Genomic DNA, 14,792 nt, shown 5'->3' with positions numbered 1-14,792 from the left:
GCACGAACCATTATGGCACCATCGGCCCTGGATCACACCTGGTCGACCCGCTCCAACAGTTCCGTCAGGTCGTCCTTGAGTGCTTCGAGGCGTTCCAACGGCCACCCGAGCCGGTCCGCGACCGCCAGGGGGACCGCTCGCGCGCGGTCGCGCAGTGCCCGCCCGGCCGTGGTGAGCGAGACCTCGAGTTGCCGTTCGTCGGCGGCGCTGCGGGTCCGGCGGACGTAGCCGGAGGCCTCGAGCCGCTTGAGCAACGGGCTGAGGGTGGCCGAGTCGAGCCGCAGTTCGCCGGCGATCTCGCGCACCGACCGGGGGTCCTGCTCCCAGAGTGCGAGCATCACGAGGTACTGCGGATGCGTCAGGCCCATCGGCTCGAGCAGGTCGCGGTACAGCCCGATGACGCTCCGGCTCGTGGCCGCGAGGGCGAAGCAGAGCTGCCGGTCGAGCGCGAGTGGGTCGGGTGCGGAGGTCATGCGCCCACGATACCGTTCGCCCACGAAGTGTTCCGGGGGCGCGGCGAGTGGTGCGGGTCGGTGTGGGTCGGTGCGACAAGTTCGACGTCGTACGACATCGATCTTGTCGCACCGGCGCGGCCGCAACAGTTGCAGGCGCGGGCTGGCGACATCCTCGGTGTCGTACGACATCGAGGATGTCGATCTGGGTCGCGGGTCGGCGTCGGCCGGGCGGGGTGGGCGCACGCACGGGAGGCCCGGTGCCGGTCTCGTGGACCGGCCCCGGGCCTCCAGGCTGGGGGCGTCGACTACGCGCGGTGCGCGGGCGGGTGCCCCGAGTCGTGCGCGTTGGCGTCCGGCGCAACGGGGAGGGCGTGCGACCCCGTGTGGGTCTCCTCGTTGCCGGGCTGACCGGGCTGGCCGGCGACCGGGTGCGACCGCTCGAGCTTCGCGCCCTCGACGTCGACGTCCGGCACGATCCGGTCGAGCCACTTCGGGAACCACCACGCGCTCTGGGCGAGCAGGTGCATCGCGGCCGGGATCAGCAGCATGCGGACGACGAACGCGTCGATGAGCACACCGAACGCCAGCCCGAAGCCGATCGGCTTGATGGTGGAGGAGTCCGAGAAGATGAAGCCCGCGAACACCGAGATCATGATGATCGCCGCTGCCGTGACCACCGCGCGACCGGCGTGCAGCCCGCGCTGGACCGCGACCTTCGCCGAGGCGCCGTGGGCGTAGGCCTCACGCATGCCGGACACCAGGAACAGCTGGTAGTCCATCGCCAGGCCGAACAGGATGCCGATCTCGATGATGGGCAGGAAGCTCAGGATCGGCGCCGGGTCGTGCACGCCGAACACGGAGCCGAGCCAGCCCCACTGGTAGATCGCGGTCAGGCCACCGAACGACGCCATCACGGACAGGATGAAGCCCGCCGTCGCCGTGATCGGGACCAGGAAGGACCGGAACACGATGATCAAGATGATGAGCGACAGGCCGACGACCACCACGAGGTAGAGCGGCAGGACGTTCGACAGCTTCTCGGACACGTCGATGTTGGCGGACGCGTTGCCCGCGACACCGAGCGTGACCGTGCCGTCGTCGGTCGTGACGGTCTGCTCGCGCAGGTCCTTGACCAGGTTCTCGGTGGAGATGCTGTCGGGACCGCCGCCGGGCTTCACCTGGAACGCGATGATGTCGCGGTCCGACGAGGTACCGATCGGCAGAACGGCCTTGACGTCGTCGTTCTTCGCCAGGGCTTCACCGATGGTGACCTCGGTCGCGGTGACGTCCGACTTGCTGATCGACTCGGGCAACGTCGCGACGACGAGCAGCGGGCCGTTCTGGCCGGCACCGAACTCCTCGTCGAGGGCCTTGTACGCCTTGTACTGGCTCGAGTCGACAGACTCGGACGCACCGGTCGGCAGGCCGAGGCGCATCTGCGTCGCCGGGAGCGCGATGACACCGAGCACGGCAACACCGGCGACGAGTGTGACGATCGCGCGCCAGGTCTTCATCGGCTTGTTCGGCACCCGGGTCGAGCCGGTGTTGCCGATCTTCGCGCGCTCCTTCTTCCGCAGGATCCGCATCCCGATCAGGGACAGCAGCGCCGGGGTGAACGAGGTGGCGATGAGGATCGCGAAGAACACCGCGACCGCACCGACCGTGCCCATCAGCCCGAGGAACGGGATGCCGGTGATGTTCAGCGCGAGCAGCGCGACGATGACGGTCGCACCGGCGAACACCACGGCGTTGCCCGAGGTGCCGTTCGCGAGGCCGATGGACTCGTGCACCTGCATGCCCTGCTTCAGCTGGGTGCGGTGTCGGTTCAGGATGAAGAGCGAGTAGTCGATGCCGACCGCCAGGCCCAACATCACCCCCAGCACCGGCGTGACCGAGATGAACTCGACCAGGCCGGAGAACGACAGCGAGGCAAGTGACGCCACGCCGACGCCGAGCACGGCGCTGACGAGCGGGATCGCCGCACCGATGACGGTGCGGAGCATCAGGAAGAGCACGAGCGCGGCGATGATGACGCCGACGATCTCGCCCGGGCCGAGGATCGACGGCACGCCCTGCGCGATGTCGTTCGACACGTAGACGTTCACGCCGCTGATGTCGGCCGAGTCGGCGTCGTCCGCGATGGCGGTCTTCGTGTCGGCGGGGACCTCGTAGGTCGACTTCGTGAACTGGACCGTGCCGATGGCGGCGCTGCCGTTCGACGACACGAAGCGGACGTCCTTCGACAGGTCGAGGAGCTTCGAGCCCTGCTCCAGCTCGTCGGCGCTGTCGTCGAGCTTCTTCGTGTTGGCGTCGATCGTCTTCTGCGCGTCGGCGATCTGCTGCTCACCGGCGTCGATCTGCGCCTGCTGGGCGTCGATCTGGGCCTGCGCCTGCTGGAGCTGCGCCGCTGCGGCCTGCGCCTGCGCTGCGGGGAGCGCTGCGCCGGCGGCCTCGCCCTGGGCCTTCTGGGCGTCGAGCTGCGCCTGGGCGTCCTCGATCTGCTGCTTGCCGGAGGTCAGCTGCGCCTTCTGGGCGTCGAGCTGGTCCTGGCCGGTCTCGAGCTTCGCGCGGCCGTCGGTGATCTCCTTGCGGCCGTCGACGATCTTCTGGCGCTGCTCGTCGAGCTGGTCCTGGGTGTCGAAGCCGCTCGTCGCGCCCTTGACGCCGTCGAGCTTCTCGACCTTGGTCAGGAAGTCCGCGACCTCCGACTTCTGCGCGTCGGTGAACGCCTTGCCGTTCTTCGTCTCGAAGACGATCGTGCCGTTGCCGCCGTTCGCCGACGGGAACTTGTCGGCGAGCTCGTCCTGCACCTGACTGGTCTTGGTGTTCGGGATCGAGATCGCCGATGAGATCGTGCCCGAGAACAGGCTGTAGGTGACGCCGGCGACGGCCATGATCACCACCCAGGTGATGATCACGAGCCAGTGGCGTCGTGCGGAGAACCGTCCGAGACGGTAGAGGAGACCGGCCATGCGGTTGCCCCGTTCCTTTCGTTGCAGGTGCTGTGTGGAGCGGGGTGCGCCGGTGGACCCCTGGGGAGGGAAGTGTCAGTCGGTGGGCATGTAGCCGCTGCGGACGCTGTGCACGAGTCGTGCCAGCAGGGCGTCCCAGTCGGCGACGGACTGCTCGTCGATCGCGGGGCCGGAGGTGGCCAGCCAGTGTTCCGCGATCACGACGATGCCGCTCATGAGCGACTCGACGAGCAGGGCGGCGTCGAGGGGATCCGCCGCCGGGTAGCGGCGTGCGACCTCGTCGCGGAGTCGTTCGGTGACCCGTGAGAACGCCGTCTGGGTGAGGACCGCGGCCTTCGGGTCGTCCTTGCCCGGGTCGCCGAGGATCCGGTACATGCTCGAGATCGCGGCTGCCAGGTCGGCTCCGCGTGCGGCGGACTCGAGCTCGTCGAACATCGAGGCCCGGCTGCCGTCACCGATCGGCGTCCGCGCCATGTCAGCGAGGAACCGGTCGATGATCACGGACAGCTCCTGCTCGCACACGGCCAGCAGGACCTCGTCGAGCGACGCGAAGTGGTTGAACACCGTCCGCCGCGCGATGTCGGCCCGTGCTGCCAGGTCGTCGACGCTGAACTCACGGCCGCCGCGTTCATCGACCAGATCACGTGCGGCCTGCAGGATCGCCGCACGGTGCTTCGCCTTGAGGGCGGCGCGGCGGTCGGTCGTGAGGGTCACGAATGAGAACACTAGGTGCATCGATGCACTCGGTGCAACGACTACGAGTGCATCCTCAGGTTCGCACCCCGCGGTGGAAACTCGGTTCTGAACAGATGTGCGCATGGTTGACTGCACCCAGCACGACCGCCGGTGCGACCGCCGGCAAGACCGCCAGAACGACCGCCGTACGAAGGAGTACCCGATGCCCGTCCGCCTGTCCCCGGCCACCCTCGACGAGATCGCCGCGAGCGGCGTCGCCGTCCCGACCTACGACCGCAGCGGGATCACCGCCGGCATCGTGCACTTCGGCGTCGGCGGCTTCCACCGCGCGCACCAGGCGATGGTGATCGACCGGCTGCTCCAGCAGGGCGAGGGGCGCGAGTACGGCATCTGCGGCGTCGGTGTCCTCGAGCAGGACCGCCGGATGGCCACGGCGATGGCGGAGCAGGGCGGCCTCTACACGCTCGTCCTCAAGCACCCCGACGGCACCCGCGAGTCCCGCGTCGTCGGCAGCATCGTCGACTACCTGCTCGCCGTCGACGACCCGGACGCCGTCGTCGAGAAGATGGCGCACCCCGACACCAAGATCGTCAGCCTGACCATCACCGAGGGCGGCTACAACTTCGACCACGTCACCGGCGAGTTCGTCGCGGACGAGCCCGGCGTCGCGGCCGACCTGCGCGGCGACGGACCACCCCGCACGGTGTTCGGCCTGGTCGTCGAAGCCCTGCGTCGACGGCGTGACCGCGGCGAGCAGCCGTTCACCGTGATGTCCTGCGACAACATCCAGGGCAACGGCCACGTCGCCCGCGACATGTTCACCGCCTACGCACGCCTGCAGGACCCGGCGTTCGCCGACTGGATGGACGAGCACGTGTCGTTCCCGAACTCGATGGTCGACCGCATCACACCGGTCACCGCCGACGAGGACCGCGCCTGGGTCCGCGACGAGCTCGGCATCGAGGACGCCTGGCCCGTCGTCGCCGAACCGTTCTTCCAGTGGGTGCTCGAGGACGACCACCCGGCCGGACGTCCGCCGTACCAGGACGCCGAGGTGCAGATCGTCGAGGACGTCGAGCCGTACGAGCTGATGAAGCTCCGGTTGCTCAACGCCTCGCACCAGGGCCTGTGCTACTTCGGGTACCTGTCCGGGTACCGCTACGCGCACGAGGCCACGCAGGACCCGGCGATCGCCACGTTCCTGCGCCGCTACATGGACGAAGAGGGCTCGCCGACCCTGCACCCCGTGCCCGGCATCGACCTCGAGGACTACAAGTCCACCCTCATCGAGCGCTTCCAGAACCCCGAGGTCCGCGACACCCTGGCCCGGCTCTGTGCCGAGTCGAGCGACCGGATCCCGAAGTGGCTGCTACCGGTGGTCCGCGACAACCTCGCCGCCGGCCGGCCCGTCACGCTGTCCGCCGGCATCGTCGCGTCGTGGGCGCGCTACGACGAGGGCACGGACGAGTCCGGCGAGCCGATCCAGATCGTCGACCGGCTGGCCGAACCGCTGCACCGCATCGCCCTCACCCAGCGCGACGACCGGCTCGCCTTCATCGCGAACCGGCAGGTCTTCGGCGACCTGATCGACGACGAACGGTTCGTCGCGGCGTACCGCGACGCCCTCGACGGGCTCATCGCCGACGGCGCCCACGCCACCGTCGAACGCATGTCGCGTTCCTGACGCGAGTCGCGCCCTGCCCGCGACCGGATGGCGGACGGGAGGCCCGTGGCGGCGTCGCCACGGGCCTCCCGTCCGATGCCGGTCGCGTCACGGGCTATGGTCGCGTCGTGAACCGGACCGACCGCCTGTACGCGCTCGTCGAAGAGCTCCGCGCCGCCGCGCCCGCCCTGCGGAGCGCACGCCGACTCGCCGAGCGGTTCGGGGTGAGCGTGCGCACGGTGGAGCGGGACCTGCTGACCCTGCAGCAGGCCGGCGTGCCGATCTGGGCCGAGCCGGGGCGGACCGGCGGGTACGCGATCGACGCCCGTGCGACGCTCCCGCCGCTCGGGCTGACCGTCGACGAAGCGCTCGCGGTGGCGATCGGCCTCGGCACGCTCGGCTCCAGCCCGTTCCGCGACGCGGCTCGCAGCGCTGCCCGGAAAGTCACGGCCGTGCTCGCCGAGGACGACGCCCGACGGGCAGCGCGACTCGCGAGCCGCGTGCACCTGCTCGAGTCGGGGGAGCGCACACCTGCTCCCACGGCGCTCGCCGGTGCGCTGACGGGCGGGCGCGTCGTCCGGATGCGGTACTGCGACGCAGCGGGCGCGGAGACCGACCGCGTGGTCGAACCGCTCGGCTACATCGGGAAGGGCGAGGACTGGTACCTGGTCGCGTGGTGCCGGTTGCGCGACGGCGTCCGTGCCTTCCGCGGAGACCGGGTGCTGGCGGTCGAGGAGACCGACGAACCGGCTCCGCCCCGGGTGGTCCACCTCAACGAACTCGACATCCCGCACGGTGTCCTGCGCCCCGTGCTCGGAGACCTGCTCGGGGACTGAACCGCCAGATCCGCCTTGTGGTTCGCCGAAACACCGACAGGACGGTGTCGCGGTGGTCGCGCATGCTCGACGAGTCCGGTCACGGTGGCCGGCCAGGAGGGCTTCCCATGCAGTTCGCATCCATCCGGATCATCACCGACGACCTCGACGGGATGGTGCGGTTCTACGAGCGCGTCACCGGGACCGAGGCGCGGCGGCCCGCACCCGTCTTCGCCGAGATCGTGACCGGTGGCGCCGTGCTCGCCCTCGCGACCCCGGTGACCGTGGCGATGCTCGGACCGGCCGCGCCTGAGCCCCGCACGAACGGCGGGGTGTTCCTCGAGTTCGTGGTGGACGACGTCGACGCCGCGTTCGCGGGGTTGCGTGGTGCCCTCGACGACGTGGTGCTGCCGCCGACGACGATGCCCTGGGGAAACCGATCGGCGTTGTTCCGTGACCCTGACGGCAACCTCGTGAACCTCTTCAGCCGCCCCGCTTGACCGTGTATTCTGTCAGTCACTGACAGAATCGAGTGCACATGCAGCTCCACGTCGAGACCCACGGACACGGCCCGGTCCGGGTCGGACTCGTGCACGGCATCCTCGGTTCGGCGCTGGTGTGGCGCGACCTCGTGTCCCACGCCGATCCGGACCGGTACACGTTCCTCGTGCCGGACCTGCGGGGTCACGGCGAGAGCGACCGCGCGGCGTCGTACACGCTCGCCGTGTTCGCCGACGACCTCGCCGAGACGCTGCCGCAGGGGCTCGACGCCGTCGTCGGACACTCGCTCGGCGGACGGGTGCTGTTCGACGCCGTCGACCGGTTGCGCCCGGCCCGCGCGGTGTACCTCGACCCCGGCTTCCACCTGCGGGCACCGGGGCGGGGCGTGCTCGGGCGGGCGTTCTGGGCGCTGCCCGGGCTGCAGCCGTTGCTCGTGCAGGCCTACGACCGCACCGATCCGCGGTGGGGTCCGGCGAACGTCGCCCGGGCCGAGGAGAGCCACCGGCACTGGGACCGCACGATGCTGCGCGACGTCCTGCGAGCGGTCGCAACGACACCGGTCGCTCCGGCGGCCCCGTTCGTGCCGTCGACGCTCGTGCTCACCGACGACGGTCGACACGTCGTGCCCGCGGCCGAGGTGCCGGTCTACGAGCGCCTCGGGTGGGACGTCGAACGGGTGCACGGCGTGCACCACGACCTCGCGATGGAGGACGCCGCGCGCACGATGCGGCTCCTCGACGACGTGCTCGGCGGGGCGCACGCATGAGCGTCACCACGGTGTTCGGCGGGGTGTCCAACGTCCTCGTCTCCGACGGCACGACCTCGCTGCTCGTGGACGGCTTCTTCAGTCGTCCCTCGTTCCCACGGCTGATGCTCGGCCGGCTCCGACCGGACGTCACCCGGATCGAGGACGCACTCGCACGGTTCGACGTCGACCACCTCGATGCCGTGCTCGTCTCGCACTCGCACGCCGACCACGCCCTCGACGCGCCCGTGGTCGCGGACGGGACCGGGGCCGAACTCGGCGGCTCGACGTCCACCCGGATGATCGCCACCGGGTACGGGCTCGACCGCGTGCCCTTCCGGGAGCTCCACGACCGAGAGTCGTTCGCGGTGGGAGCCTTCACGGTCACGCCGCTGCACGCCCTGCACAGCGACGGCGATGCGGTGCCGGGCGAGATCACCGAGCCGGTCACCCTGCCGGCCCGGATGCGCGACTTCCGTACCGGCGGATGCTCCTCGTTCCTGTTCGAGCACCCGGACGGATCGGTGCTGGTCCACCCGACGGCGAACTTCATCCCCGGAGCGTTCGCGGGGCTCCACGCCGACACCGTCTACCTGGGTGCGGGTGCCGCCGGTGCGAAGCCGACGGCCTGGATCGAGCAGTACTGGCAGGAGACCGTCGGCGCCCTGCATCCGAGTGTCGTCCGACCGGTGCACTGGGACGCGTTCTGGCGTCCGCTGGACCGTCCGCTCAGGCCGCTGCCGAAGAAGCTCGACCGCCTCGACGTCACGATGCGCGCGTTCGCACGCCTGGCGGACGCCGACGGTGTCGACCTCCGGCTGCCGGAGCTCTGGCAGCGCGAGACGGTCTCCACGCGGTCCGCGTCGTGACCGGGGTCCGGGCGCAAAACCGGCGGGCGACGGAGTGTGCCGTCGAGGACGCCGCGGTCGCGCTGGTCGGCGCGCGCGGGTTCGACGTCGTCACCGGGGCCGAGATCGCGACCGCGGCCGGCATCACCGAGCGCACGTTCTTCCGGTACTGCGCCGCGAAGGTCGACGCGTTCTTGTTCGTCTCGCGCGACGTCCACGACGCCGTGACCGCCGCCGTGACCGGCCCGGTGACGTTCGGTGCGTTGACCGAGGTGATCGCCGACGTGCTCGGGACCTTCGAGTGTGACCGCCCCGACGACCTCGACCGCCTGGTCCGGGTGCGCGCGCTGCTCGTCGCCGATCCGGCACTGCTGTCCGCCGTGCTCGAGCGGGACGCCGCGCAGACGCTGGAGCTGCAGTCGGCGTGGCAGGGCGCGGACCGGTTCGCGGTGCCGTTGGCGCTGCTCGCGCTGCGCGCCGCGTTCGACGAGTGGGCGGAGCGCCCCGCGGGGGAGTCGCTCAGCGTGGCGTTCCGGCGGACCTGCGCCGCGCTGCGGAGGGCGGCGACCGGCGGCTGATCGCGCGTCATGCCGTGGACGCAGCCACCCGCCCCAGCGGAGTGGCCGTGGCGGGCGTGACCCGAGCCTCCCGTCCGCTCTGGACCGCGACGAAGGATGTACCGCCGCGTCAGTCTTCCGGAAGCACGTCGTCGTCCCACGGCACCGGCGTCGTCTCGCCCGTCTCCCAGTCGTGGCGCAGGATCCCGTACCCGACCGACGCGACCGCGCGGCCGCCTTCGATCGGCCACCCCTCGCGGTAGTGCGCCTCCTTGACCCACCCGGCACGCACGAAGACCCGGCGCATCGCCGTGTTGTCCTCGCGGGTCTGGCCCTCGAAGCGGGTCACCGACGGCAGGGTGCCGAAGACGTGGTCGGTGACCGCGCGCAGTGTGGGGACGCCGAGTCCGCGGCCGCGGAACGCGCCGGCGATGCGCAGGTCGAACAGCGGGACCGGGTCTTCCAGATCCTCCAGCCGGACGAACCCGATGCGGCCGTGCTCCGTGTGGTCGACCCAGTACGAGTCGTGCTCGTCGTCGCGGTAGGAGCCGGACGCCACGGCCTCGACGGCCTCCGCACGGGTCCACGACCGCCGCACGTGGAAGGGGAAGTCCTCGGTCGACAGGAAGTCGACGAGGGCATCGTGGTCGATCCCGATCGGGTCGAGCCGGGTCAGCCGGACGGAGCGGTCGGTCATCCCGCCACGCTAGCGGGGCTGCAGCGTGGTGGCCCAGCGTCCGATCGCGTCGTACGCCTGCTCCCGCACGTCGGGCGCGGACAGCACCACGTCGTGCACGGCTCCCGGCAGCCGGCGGACCGTCACCTCGTTGCCGAGTGACAGGGCTCGGTGGGCCACCGTGTCGACGTTCAGCGCGACGTCGGCGTGTGCCATGCCGGGGTCCCACCGGGGTTGCAACATGCTCTTGTCGCTGAGCATGACCAGGACGGGGACCTGGATGTCGAGCCCGTGCTCGACCGTCTCCTGCCCCGCGAAGACCGCCGCGAGCCAACCGGGGTGCAGGGGGAACCCGCGTTCCGGCCGCCACTGCTGGTCGTACGTCCAGGAGCCCTCGCCCGCGGCCGACACGGTGCGCGTGTAGAAGCCCGGGTCGACGGCGGGCATCGGGGCGAGGGGGTTCCGCTTCGCGCCGAGCTTGATGACGGGCGCGACGATCGCCCGGCCCACTGCGGTCGCCTGGAACTCGAGCCACGGACTGTTGAGGACGACGCCGTCGACGAGTTCGGGGTGGCGCGCAGCCCACAGCGACAGCGTCAGACCGCCGGTGGAGTGCCCCATCAGCACCAGCCGCCGCTCGCCGGGGCCGGGGTGCTCGGCGGACACCGCGTCGAGCGCCGCTGCGATGTCCTCGTCGTACACCGCCAGGTCGTCGACGTTGCCCGGGGTCTGGTGGGGGCGGAGGCTCCGGCCGTACTTCCGCAGGTCCAGCGCGTGGAAGCGCGCCCCGAGCCGTTCGATCCGCTCCGCCAGCTCGGTCTGGAAGAAGTAGTCCGACCACCCGTGCACGTACAGCACGTCGGCGCCGTGCAGCGGCCCGCGCCCGTGCAGCAGCAGGTCCGTCGGGGTGTGCCGACGACGGACGAGGGTGGCGACGACCGGCCCCTCGGAGTCGGAGCCGAGCGGCAGTTCGAGTCGCTCGTAGGGCGCTCCGAGGACGTCCTCGTGCCACCGCTGGACGACCATGACCCCACCGTATCCGGCACCGCTGCGGGTGGTACCGGGGTACCACGGTCGCTCCGCGGAGATCGTCTGCGACGGCGATGTGGCGGACCCGGCCGTCTCCGTACCGTTGCCGCATGATCGAGATCCAGAACCTCTCCAAGCGCTACGGCGAGAAGGTCGCCGTCGACGACGTGTCCTTCACGGTGCGCCCCGGCGTCGTCACCGGCTTCCTCGGTCCGAACGGCGCGGGCAAGTCCACCACGATGCGCGCCGTCGTCGGACTCGACCGGCCGACCTCGGGCACCGCCCACGTCGACGGACGCCCCTACCGCGAGCTGCGCGACCCGCTCCGCCGCGTCGGGGCGCTGCTCGAGGCGAAGGCGGTCCACAAAGGACGCAGCGCCTTCGACCACCTGTCGGCGCTCGCTGCGACGCACCGGATCCCGACGGCCCGTGTGCACGAGGTCATCGGGATGACCGGCCTCGAGAACGTCGCGAAGAAGCGCGTCGGCGGGTTCTCGCTCGGCATGGGACAGCGGCTCGGGATCGCGGCGGCACTGCTCGGCGATCCGCAGACGCTGATCCTCGACGAGCCCGTCAACGGCCTCGACCCCGAGGGCGTCGTGTGGGTGCGTCGGCTCGCCCGCAGCCTGGCCGCCGAGGGACGTGCAGTGTTCATCTCGAGCCACCTGATGAGCGAGATGGCCCTGACCGCCGACCGCATCGTCGTGATGGGTCGCGGCCGGGTGCTCGCGGACATGGACATCGCGGACCTGGTCGCCGCCGCCACGGAGCGGTCGGTCACCGTGCGGACGCCGGAGCCCGAGCGGCTGCTCGACGCGATCGCCGGACCGGACGTCACCATCGGCTACGAGGGCGACGGGTCGCTGCAGGTCCGTGGCCTCGGTGCCGAGCAGATCGGCGAGGCGGCGGGTGCTGCGGGCATCGTCCTGCACCAGCTGGCCACCACCGAGGCGAGCCTGGAGCAGGCCTACCTCGAACTCACGCACGACCAGGTCGAGTACCGATCGGAGGTGGCCCGATGAGCGCGGTCACGAGCAACGCCGCGCCTCGGCACGACGGAGCCGGCAGCCACACGTCCGGCGTCCACTTCTCCGGCGTCCTGCGCTCGGAGTGGATCAAGCTCCGCTCGCTGCGGTCGACGGCGTGGAGCTTCCTGCTGGTGCTCGTCCTGCCGATCGGCATCGGTGTGCTCCTGGCGGCCTTCGCGGACAACGGCGGTCAGGGGCTCTCGGGTGACGCGGCTCGGAACGCCCTCGTCCTCTACAGCACGAGCGGCACGATGCTCTCCTCGCTGATCGTCGCGGTGATCGGCGCCCTCGTCGTCACCGGCGAGTACGGCACCGGCATGATCCGCTCCTCGTTCGCGGCGGTCCCACGGCGGTCGGTCGCACTGGCGGCGAAGGCGATCGTCCTCGCCGTGGCCGTCTTCGTCACGAGTGCCGTGAGCGTCTGGGCCACCGCGTTCACCACCCTGCCCATCGCCGCGGGACGGAACGTCGAGGCGTCGCTGGACGTGAGCGTCGCGATGCCGCTGCTGGGTGCCTCCGTCTACCTGACGCTCATCGCGCTGCTGGCCTTCGCGGTCGGTGTGGTCCTGCGCTCCACAGCCGGCGCGATCGCCGGAGTCCTCGGCCTGATGCTGGTCGCCCCGGTCGTCGTGCAGCTGGTGCAGTCGTTCACCGGAGCGGACTGGCTCGGCACGCTGACGAACCTGCTGCCGCAGAACGCCGGCCAGCCGCTCATGCAGTTCGGCACCGAGGTGACGTCGGGGTGGCACGACGGCGTCCTAGCCTTGGGTGGATGGAGCGGATTCGCGGTACTGCTGGCCTGGGTGGTCGTCGCCTCGCTGACGGCGCTCGCCCTGGTCGAGAAGCGGGACGCGTGACCCCTGCCGACCTCGCCCCCGGTGCCGTCCAGGACGGTGCCGGAGGCATCGCCCTGCCCGACGCACCCGGCCGGCTCCGGCGGTTCTGGGCACGCCACCCGGTCATGACCGACGCGCTGCTCATGGTCTTCTGGGGTGCGATCGAGGTCGTCGTCGCGTTCCGGAGTGCGTGGCAGGTCGACGGGAGCCCCGTCGCGCGGGTCACGGTCGTCGTCCTCGTGGTCATCGCCGTCTCCGGCATCCCGCTCCGGCGCACGCACCCCGCGGTGACGGCGGTGCTCGGGCTCGCGTCCGTCGTCGCGATGACGTGGACGGAAGCGGGGTACTCGCCGGTCCTCTTCACCGTGTACGCCGCGACCGTGTGGTGGTCGCGTCCCGCCGGGTGGTGGACGTCCGCGGTCGCCGTCGTGCTGGCCGCGGGGGCGACGGCGCTGCGCGTCTTCGTGGTCGCGCCGGGGTCCGGAGGACTCGCGGACGTCCTGTACCCGCAGCCCACGACGTTCCTGCTGGCAGCGGTCCTGATCGGCGTCAACGTGTCGAACCGCCGTCGCTACACCCAGGCCCTCATCGACCGCGCGCACCAGCTGGCCCGGGAGCGCGACCAGCAGGCGCAGCTCGCCACCGCCGCGGAGCGGGCCCGGATCGCGCGGGAGATGCACGACATCGTGTCGCACTCGCTCACGGTGATGGTGCGGCTGGCCGAGGGCGCGGCGGCCGGGGCGTCCGCTGGTGCACCCGCCGGTTCGGCGGGGTCCGCTGCCGCTGCCATGCGCGGTGTCGCCGACGTCGGCCGTGGCGCGATGGGCGACATGCGCCGCATGCTCGGGGTGCTCGGAGGCGACGGCGAACCCGCGCTCGCGCCGCAACCGGGCATCCACGACGTCCCGCAGCTCGTCGACCGGTTCCGCGCGCTGGGCACCCCCGTCGCCCTCGAACTGGTCGGCGTCGTCCCCGACGACGACGCCCTGCAGCTCGCCGTGTACCGGGTCGTGCAGGAGGGCCTCACCAACACCGCCCGGCACGCGCAGCGCGTCCGATCGGTCGACGTCCGCGTGGCAGCGTCCGCCACCGAGGTCACCGTGGTCGTCACCGACGACGGACGGCCAGGAGGCCCGGCTCGGCCGGGCGGATCGGCCCACGCCCCAGCGGGGTCGGGTCGAGGGCTCATCGGGATCGACGAGCGCATCCGCGCGCTGGGTGGGAAGGTGCGCGCGGGCTCCCGCGACGGCACCGACGGTTGGCAGATCCGGGCGACGATCCCGGTCAGGACGGAGGACCGGTGATCCGCGTGGCGATCGTCGACGACCAGCAGCTCATCCGGACGGGGTTCCGACTGCTGCTCGAGGCACAGCCCGACATCGAGGTCGTCGGCGAGGCCGGCGACGGCGGTGCGGGAGTTCGGCTCGTGCGTGCCCTGCGTCCGGACGTCGTGCTGATGGACGTCCGGATGCCGCACGTCGACGGCGTCACGGCGACGGCCGCGATCGTCGAACAGGTCCCCGAGACCCGGGTGCTCGTGCTGACGACCTTCGACCTGGACGAGTACGCGTTCGGTGGCCTGCGTGCCGGGGCGAGCGGGTTCCTGCTCAAGGACGTCAGCGCCGCGCAGCTCCTCGACGCCGTCCGGTCCGTGGCAGCGGGAGAGGCCGCCGTCTCACCGCGGGTGACGCAGCGGATGCTCGAGCTCTTCGGCTCCGTGCTGCCGGACGACCGGCCGGCGGGTCCGGACCCGCTGGAGCCCCTGACCCCGCGGGAGCGCGAGGTGCTGCTCGCGATCGCCCGCGGGTTGTCGAACCCCGAGATCGCCGCACACCTGGTGACGAGCGAGTCCACGGTCAAGACCCACGTCGGGCGGGTGCTCGGCAAGCTCGGGCTGCGCGACCGGGTGCACGCGGTGATCTTCGCCTACGAGCACGGTCTCGTGCCGCGGTCCTGACGGGGCGCCGATCG

At 71.3% G+C, this 14,792-nt stretch carries 15 protein-coding genes; 10 read left to right on the top strand and 5 right to left on the bottom strand.

Going from position 1 to position 14,792, the window contains the following annotated elements; translation table 11 throughout:
* Window positions 1-32 precede the first annotated feature (32 nt).
* The 3 genes from M4960_RS06125 to M4960_RS06115 form a co-directional block, all read right to left on the bottom strand.
* Window positions 33-473 (bottom strand): MarR family winged helix-turn-helix transcriptional regulator, encoded by a 441-nt coding sequence (locus tag M4960_RS06125; protein WP_111086213.1) that lies wholly within the window; start codon window positions 471-473, stop codon window positions 33-35.
* Window positions 474-760: 287 nt separating this feature from the next.
* Entirely contained in the window at window positions 761-3,427 is a 2,667-nt protein-coding gene (locus M4960_RS06120) for an MMPL family transporter (protein ID WP_248703750.1), read from the bottom strand.
* 75 nt (window positions 3,428-3,502) lie between these two features.
* Window positions 3,503-4,141 carry a TetR/AcrR family transcriptional regulator gene (locus M4960_RS06115; protein WP_181437610.1) on the bottom strand — a complete coding sequence of 213 codons (639 nt, stop codon included), beginning with the start codon at window positions 4,139-4,141 and terminating at the stop codon, window positions 3,503-3,505.
* Between the two features lie 184 nt (window positions 4,142-4,325).
* Between M4960_RS06115 and M4960_RS06110 the strand changes: the two genes are divergently transcribed.
* From M4960_RS06110 to M4960_RS06085, 6 genes are all read left to right on the top strand, one after another.
* Complete coding sequence (locus M4960_RS06110; protein ID WP_248703749.1) at window positions 4,326-5,807, top strand: mannitol dehydrogenase family protein; 1,482 nt, start codon at window positions 4,326-4,328, stop codon at window positions 5,805-5,807.
* A 107-nt stretch (window positions 5,808-5,914) separates the two neighbouring features.
* On the top strand, window positions 5,915-6,622 hold the full coding sequence (locus tag M4960_RS06105) for a YafY family protein (RefSeq protein WP_248703748.1): 708 nt from the start codon (window positions 5,915-5,917) through the stop codon (window positions 6,620-6,622).
* A 107-nt stretch (window positions 6,623-6,729) separates the two neighbouring features.
* The gene (locus tag M4960_RS06100; protein WP_248703747.1) at window positions 6,730-7,101 is read left to right on the top strand and encodes a VOC family protein; all 372 of its coding nucleotides are present in this window, start codon (window positions 6,730-6,732) and stop codon (window positions 7,099-7,101) included.
* Between the two features lie 38 nt (window positions 7,102-7,139).
* Complete coding sequence (locus M4960_RS06095) at window positions 7,140-7,868, top strand: alpha/beta fold hydrolase (protein WP_248703746.1); 729 nt, start codon at window positions 7,140-7,142, stop codon at window positions 7,866-7,868.
* Window positions 7,865-8,716, top strand: coding sequence for an MBL fold metallo-hydrolase (locus M4960_RS06090; protein WP_248703745.1), 852 nt, complete (start codon window positions 7,865-7,867; stop codon window positions 8,714-8,716). Before M4960_RS06095 ends, M4960_RS06090 begins: the two co-directional genes overlap by 4 nt.
* Entirely contained in the window at window positions 8,713-9,273 is a 561-nt protein-coding gene (locus M4960_RS06085) for a TetR/AcrR family transcriptional regulator (protein ID WP_248703744.1), read from the top strand. The genes M4960_RS06090 and M4960_RS06085 overlap by 4 nt, the downstream gene beginning before the upstream one ends.
* A 109-nt stretch (window positions 9,274-9,382) precedes the next feature.
* Here the strand turns inward: M4960_RS06085 and M4960_RS06080 are convergent, their stop codons facing one another.
* Window positions 9,383-9,949, bottom strand: a complete 567-nt coding sequence (locus tag M4960_RS06080) for a GNAT family N-acetyltransferase (RefSeq protein ID WP_248703743.1) — start codon at window positions 9,947-9,949, stop codon at window positions 9,383-9,385.
* 9 nt (window positions 9,950-9,958) lie between these two features.
* Window positions 9,959-10,954: an alpha/beta hydrolase gene (locus M4960_RS06075; protein ID WP_248703742.1), complete on the bottom strand. Its 996-nt coding sequence runs from the start codon at window positions 10,952-10,954 to the stop codon at window positions 9,959-9,961.
* 113 nt (window positions 10,955-11,067) lie between these two features.
* Between M4960_RS06075 and M4960_RS06070 the strand changes: the two genes are divergently transcribed.
* From M4960_RS06070 to M4960_RS06055, 4 genes are read left to right on the top strand one after another with little or no spacing between them, the layout of a single operon-like run.
* A complete protein-coding gene (locus tag M4960_RS06070) occupies window positions 11,068-11,979 on the top strand; it encodes an ABC transporter ATP-binding protein (protein WP_131880578.1) in 912 nt (303 codons plus the stop codon).
* Window positions 11,976-12,842: an ABC transporter permease subunit gene (locus tag M4960_RS06065; RefSeq protein ID WP_131880580.1), complete on the top strand. Its 867-nt coding sequence runs from the start codon at window positions 11,976-11,978 to the stop codon at window positions 12,840-12,842. The genes M4960_RS06070 and M4960_RS06065 overlap by 4 nt, the downstream gene beginning before the upstream one ends.
* Entirely contained in the window at window positions 12,839-14,125 is a 1,287-nt protein-coding gene (locus M4960_RS06060; protein ID WP_248703741.1) for a sensor histidine kinase, read from the top strand. Before M4960_RS06065 ends, M4960_RS06060 begins: the two co-directional genes overlap by 4 nt.
* Window positions 14,122-14,778, top strand: coding sequence for a response regulator transcription factor (locus M4960_RS06055; protein WP_248703740.1), 657 nt, complete (start codon window positions 14,122-14,124; stop codon window positions 14,776-14,778). The genes M4960_RS06060 and M4960_RS06055 overlap by 4 nt, the downstream gene beginning before the upstream one ends.
* The last annotated feature ends 14 nt before the right edge of the window (window positions 14,779-14,792 follow it).

The organism is Curtobacterium sp. MWU13-2055, assembly GCF_023242305.1.
In the GTDB taxonomy this organism is placed as follows: domain Bacteria; phylum Actinomycetota; class Actinomycetes; order Actinomycetales; family Microbacteriaceae; genus Curtobacterium.
This window is presented reverse-complemented; position numbering and strand designations above follow the sequence as displayed.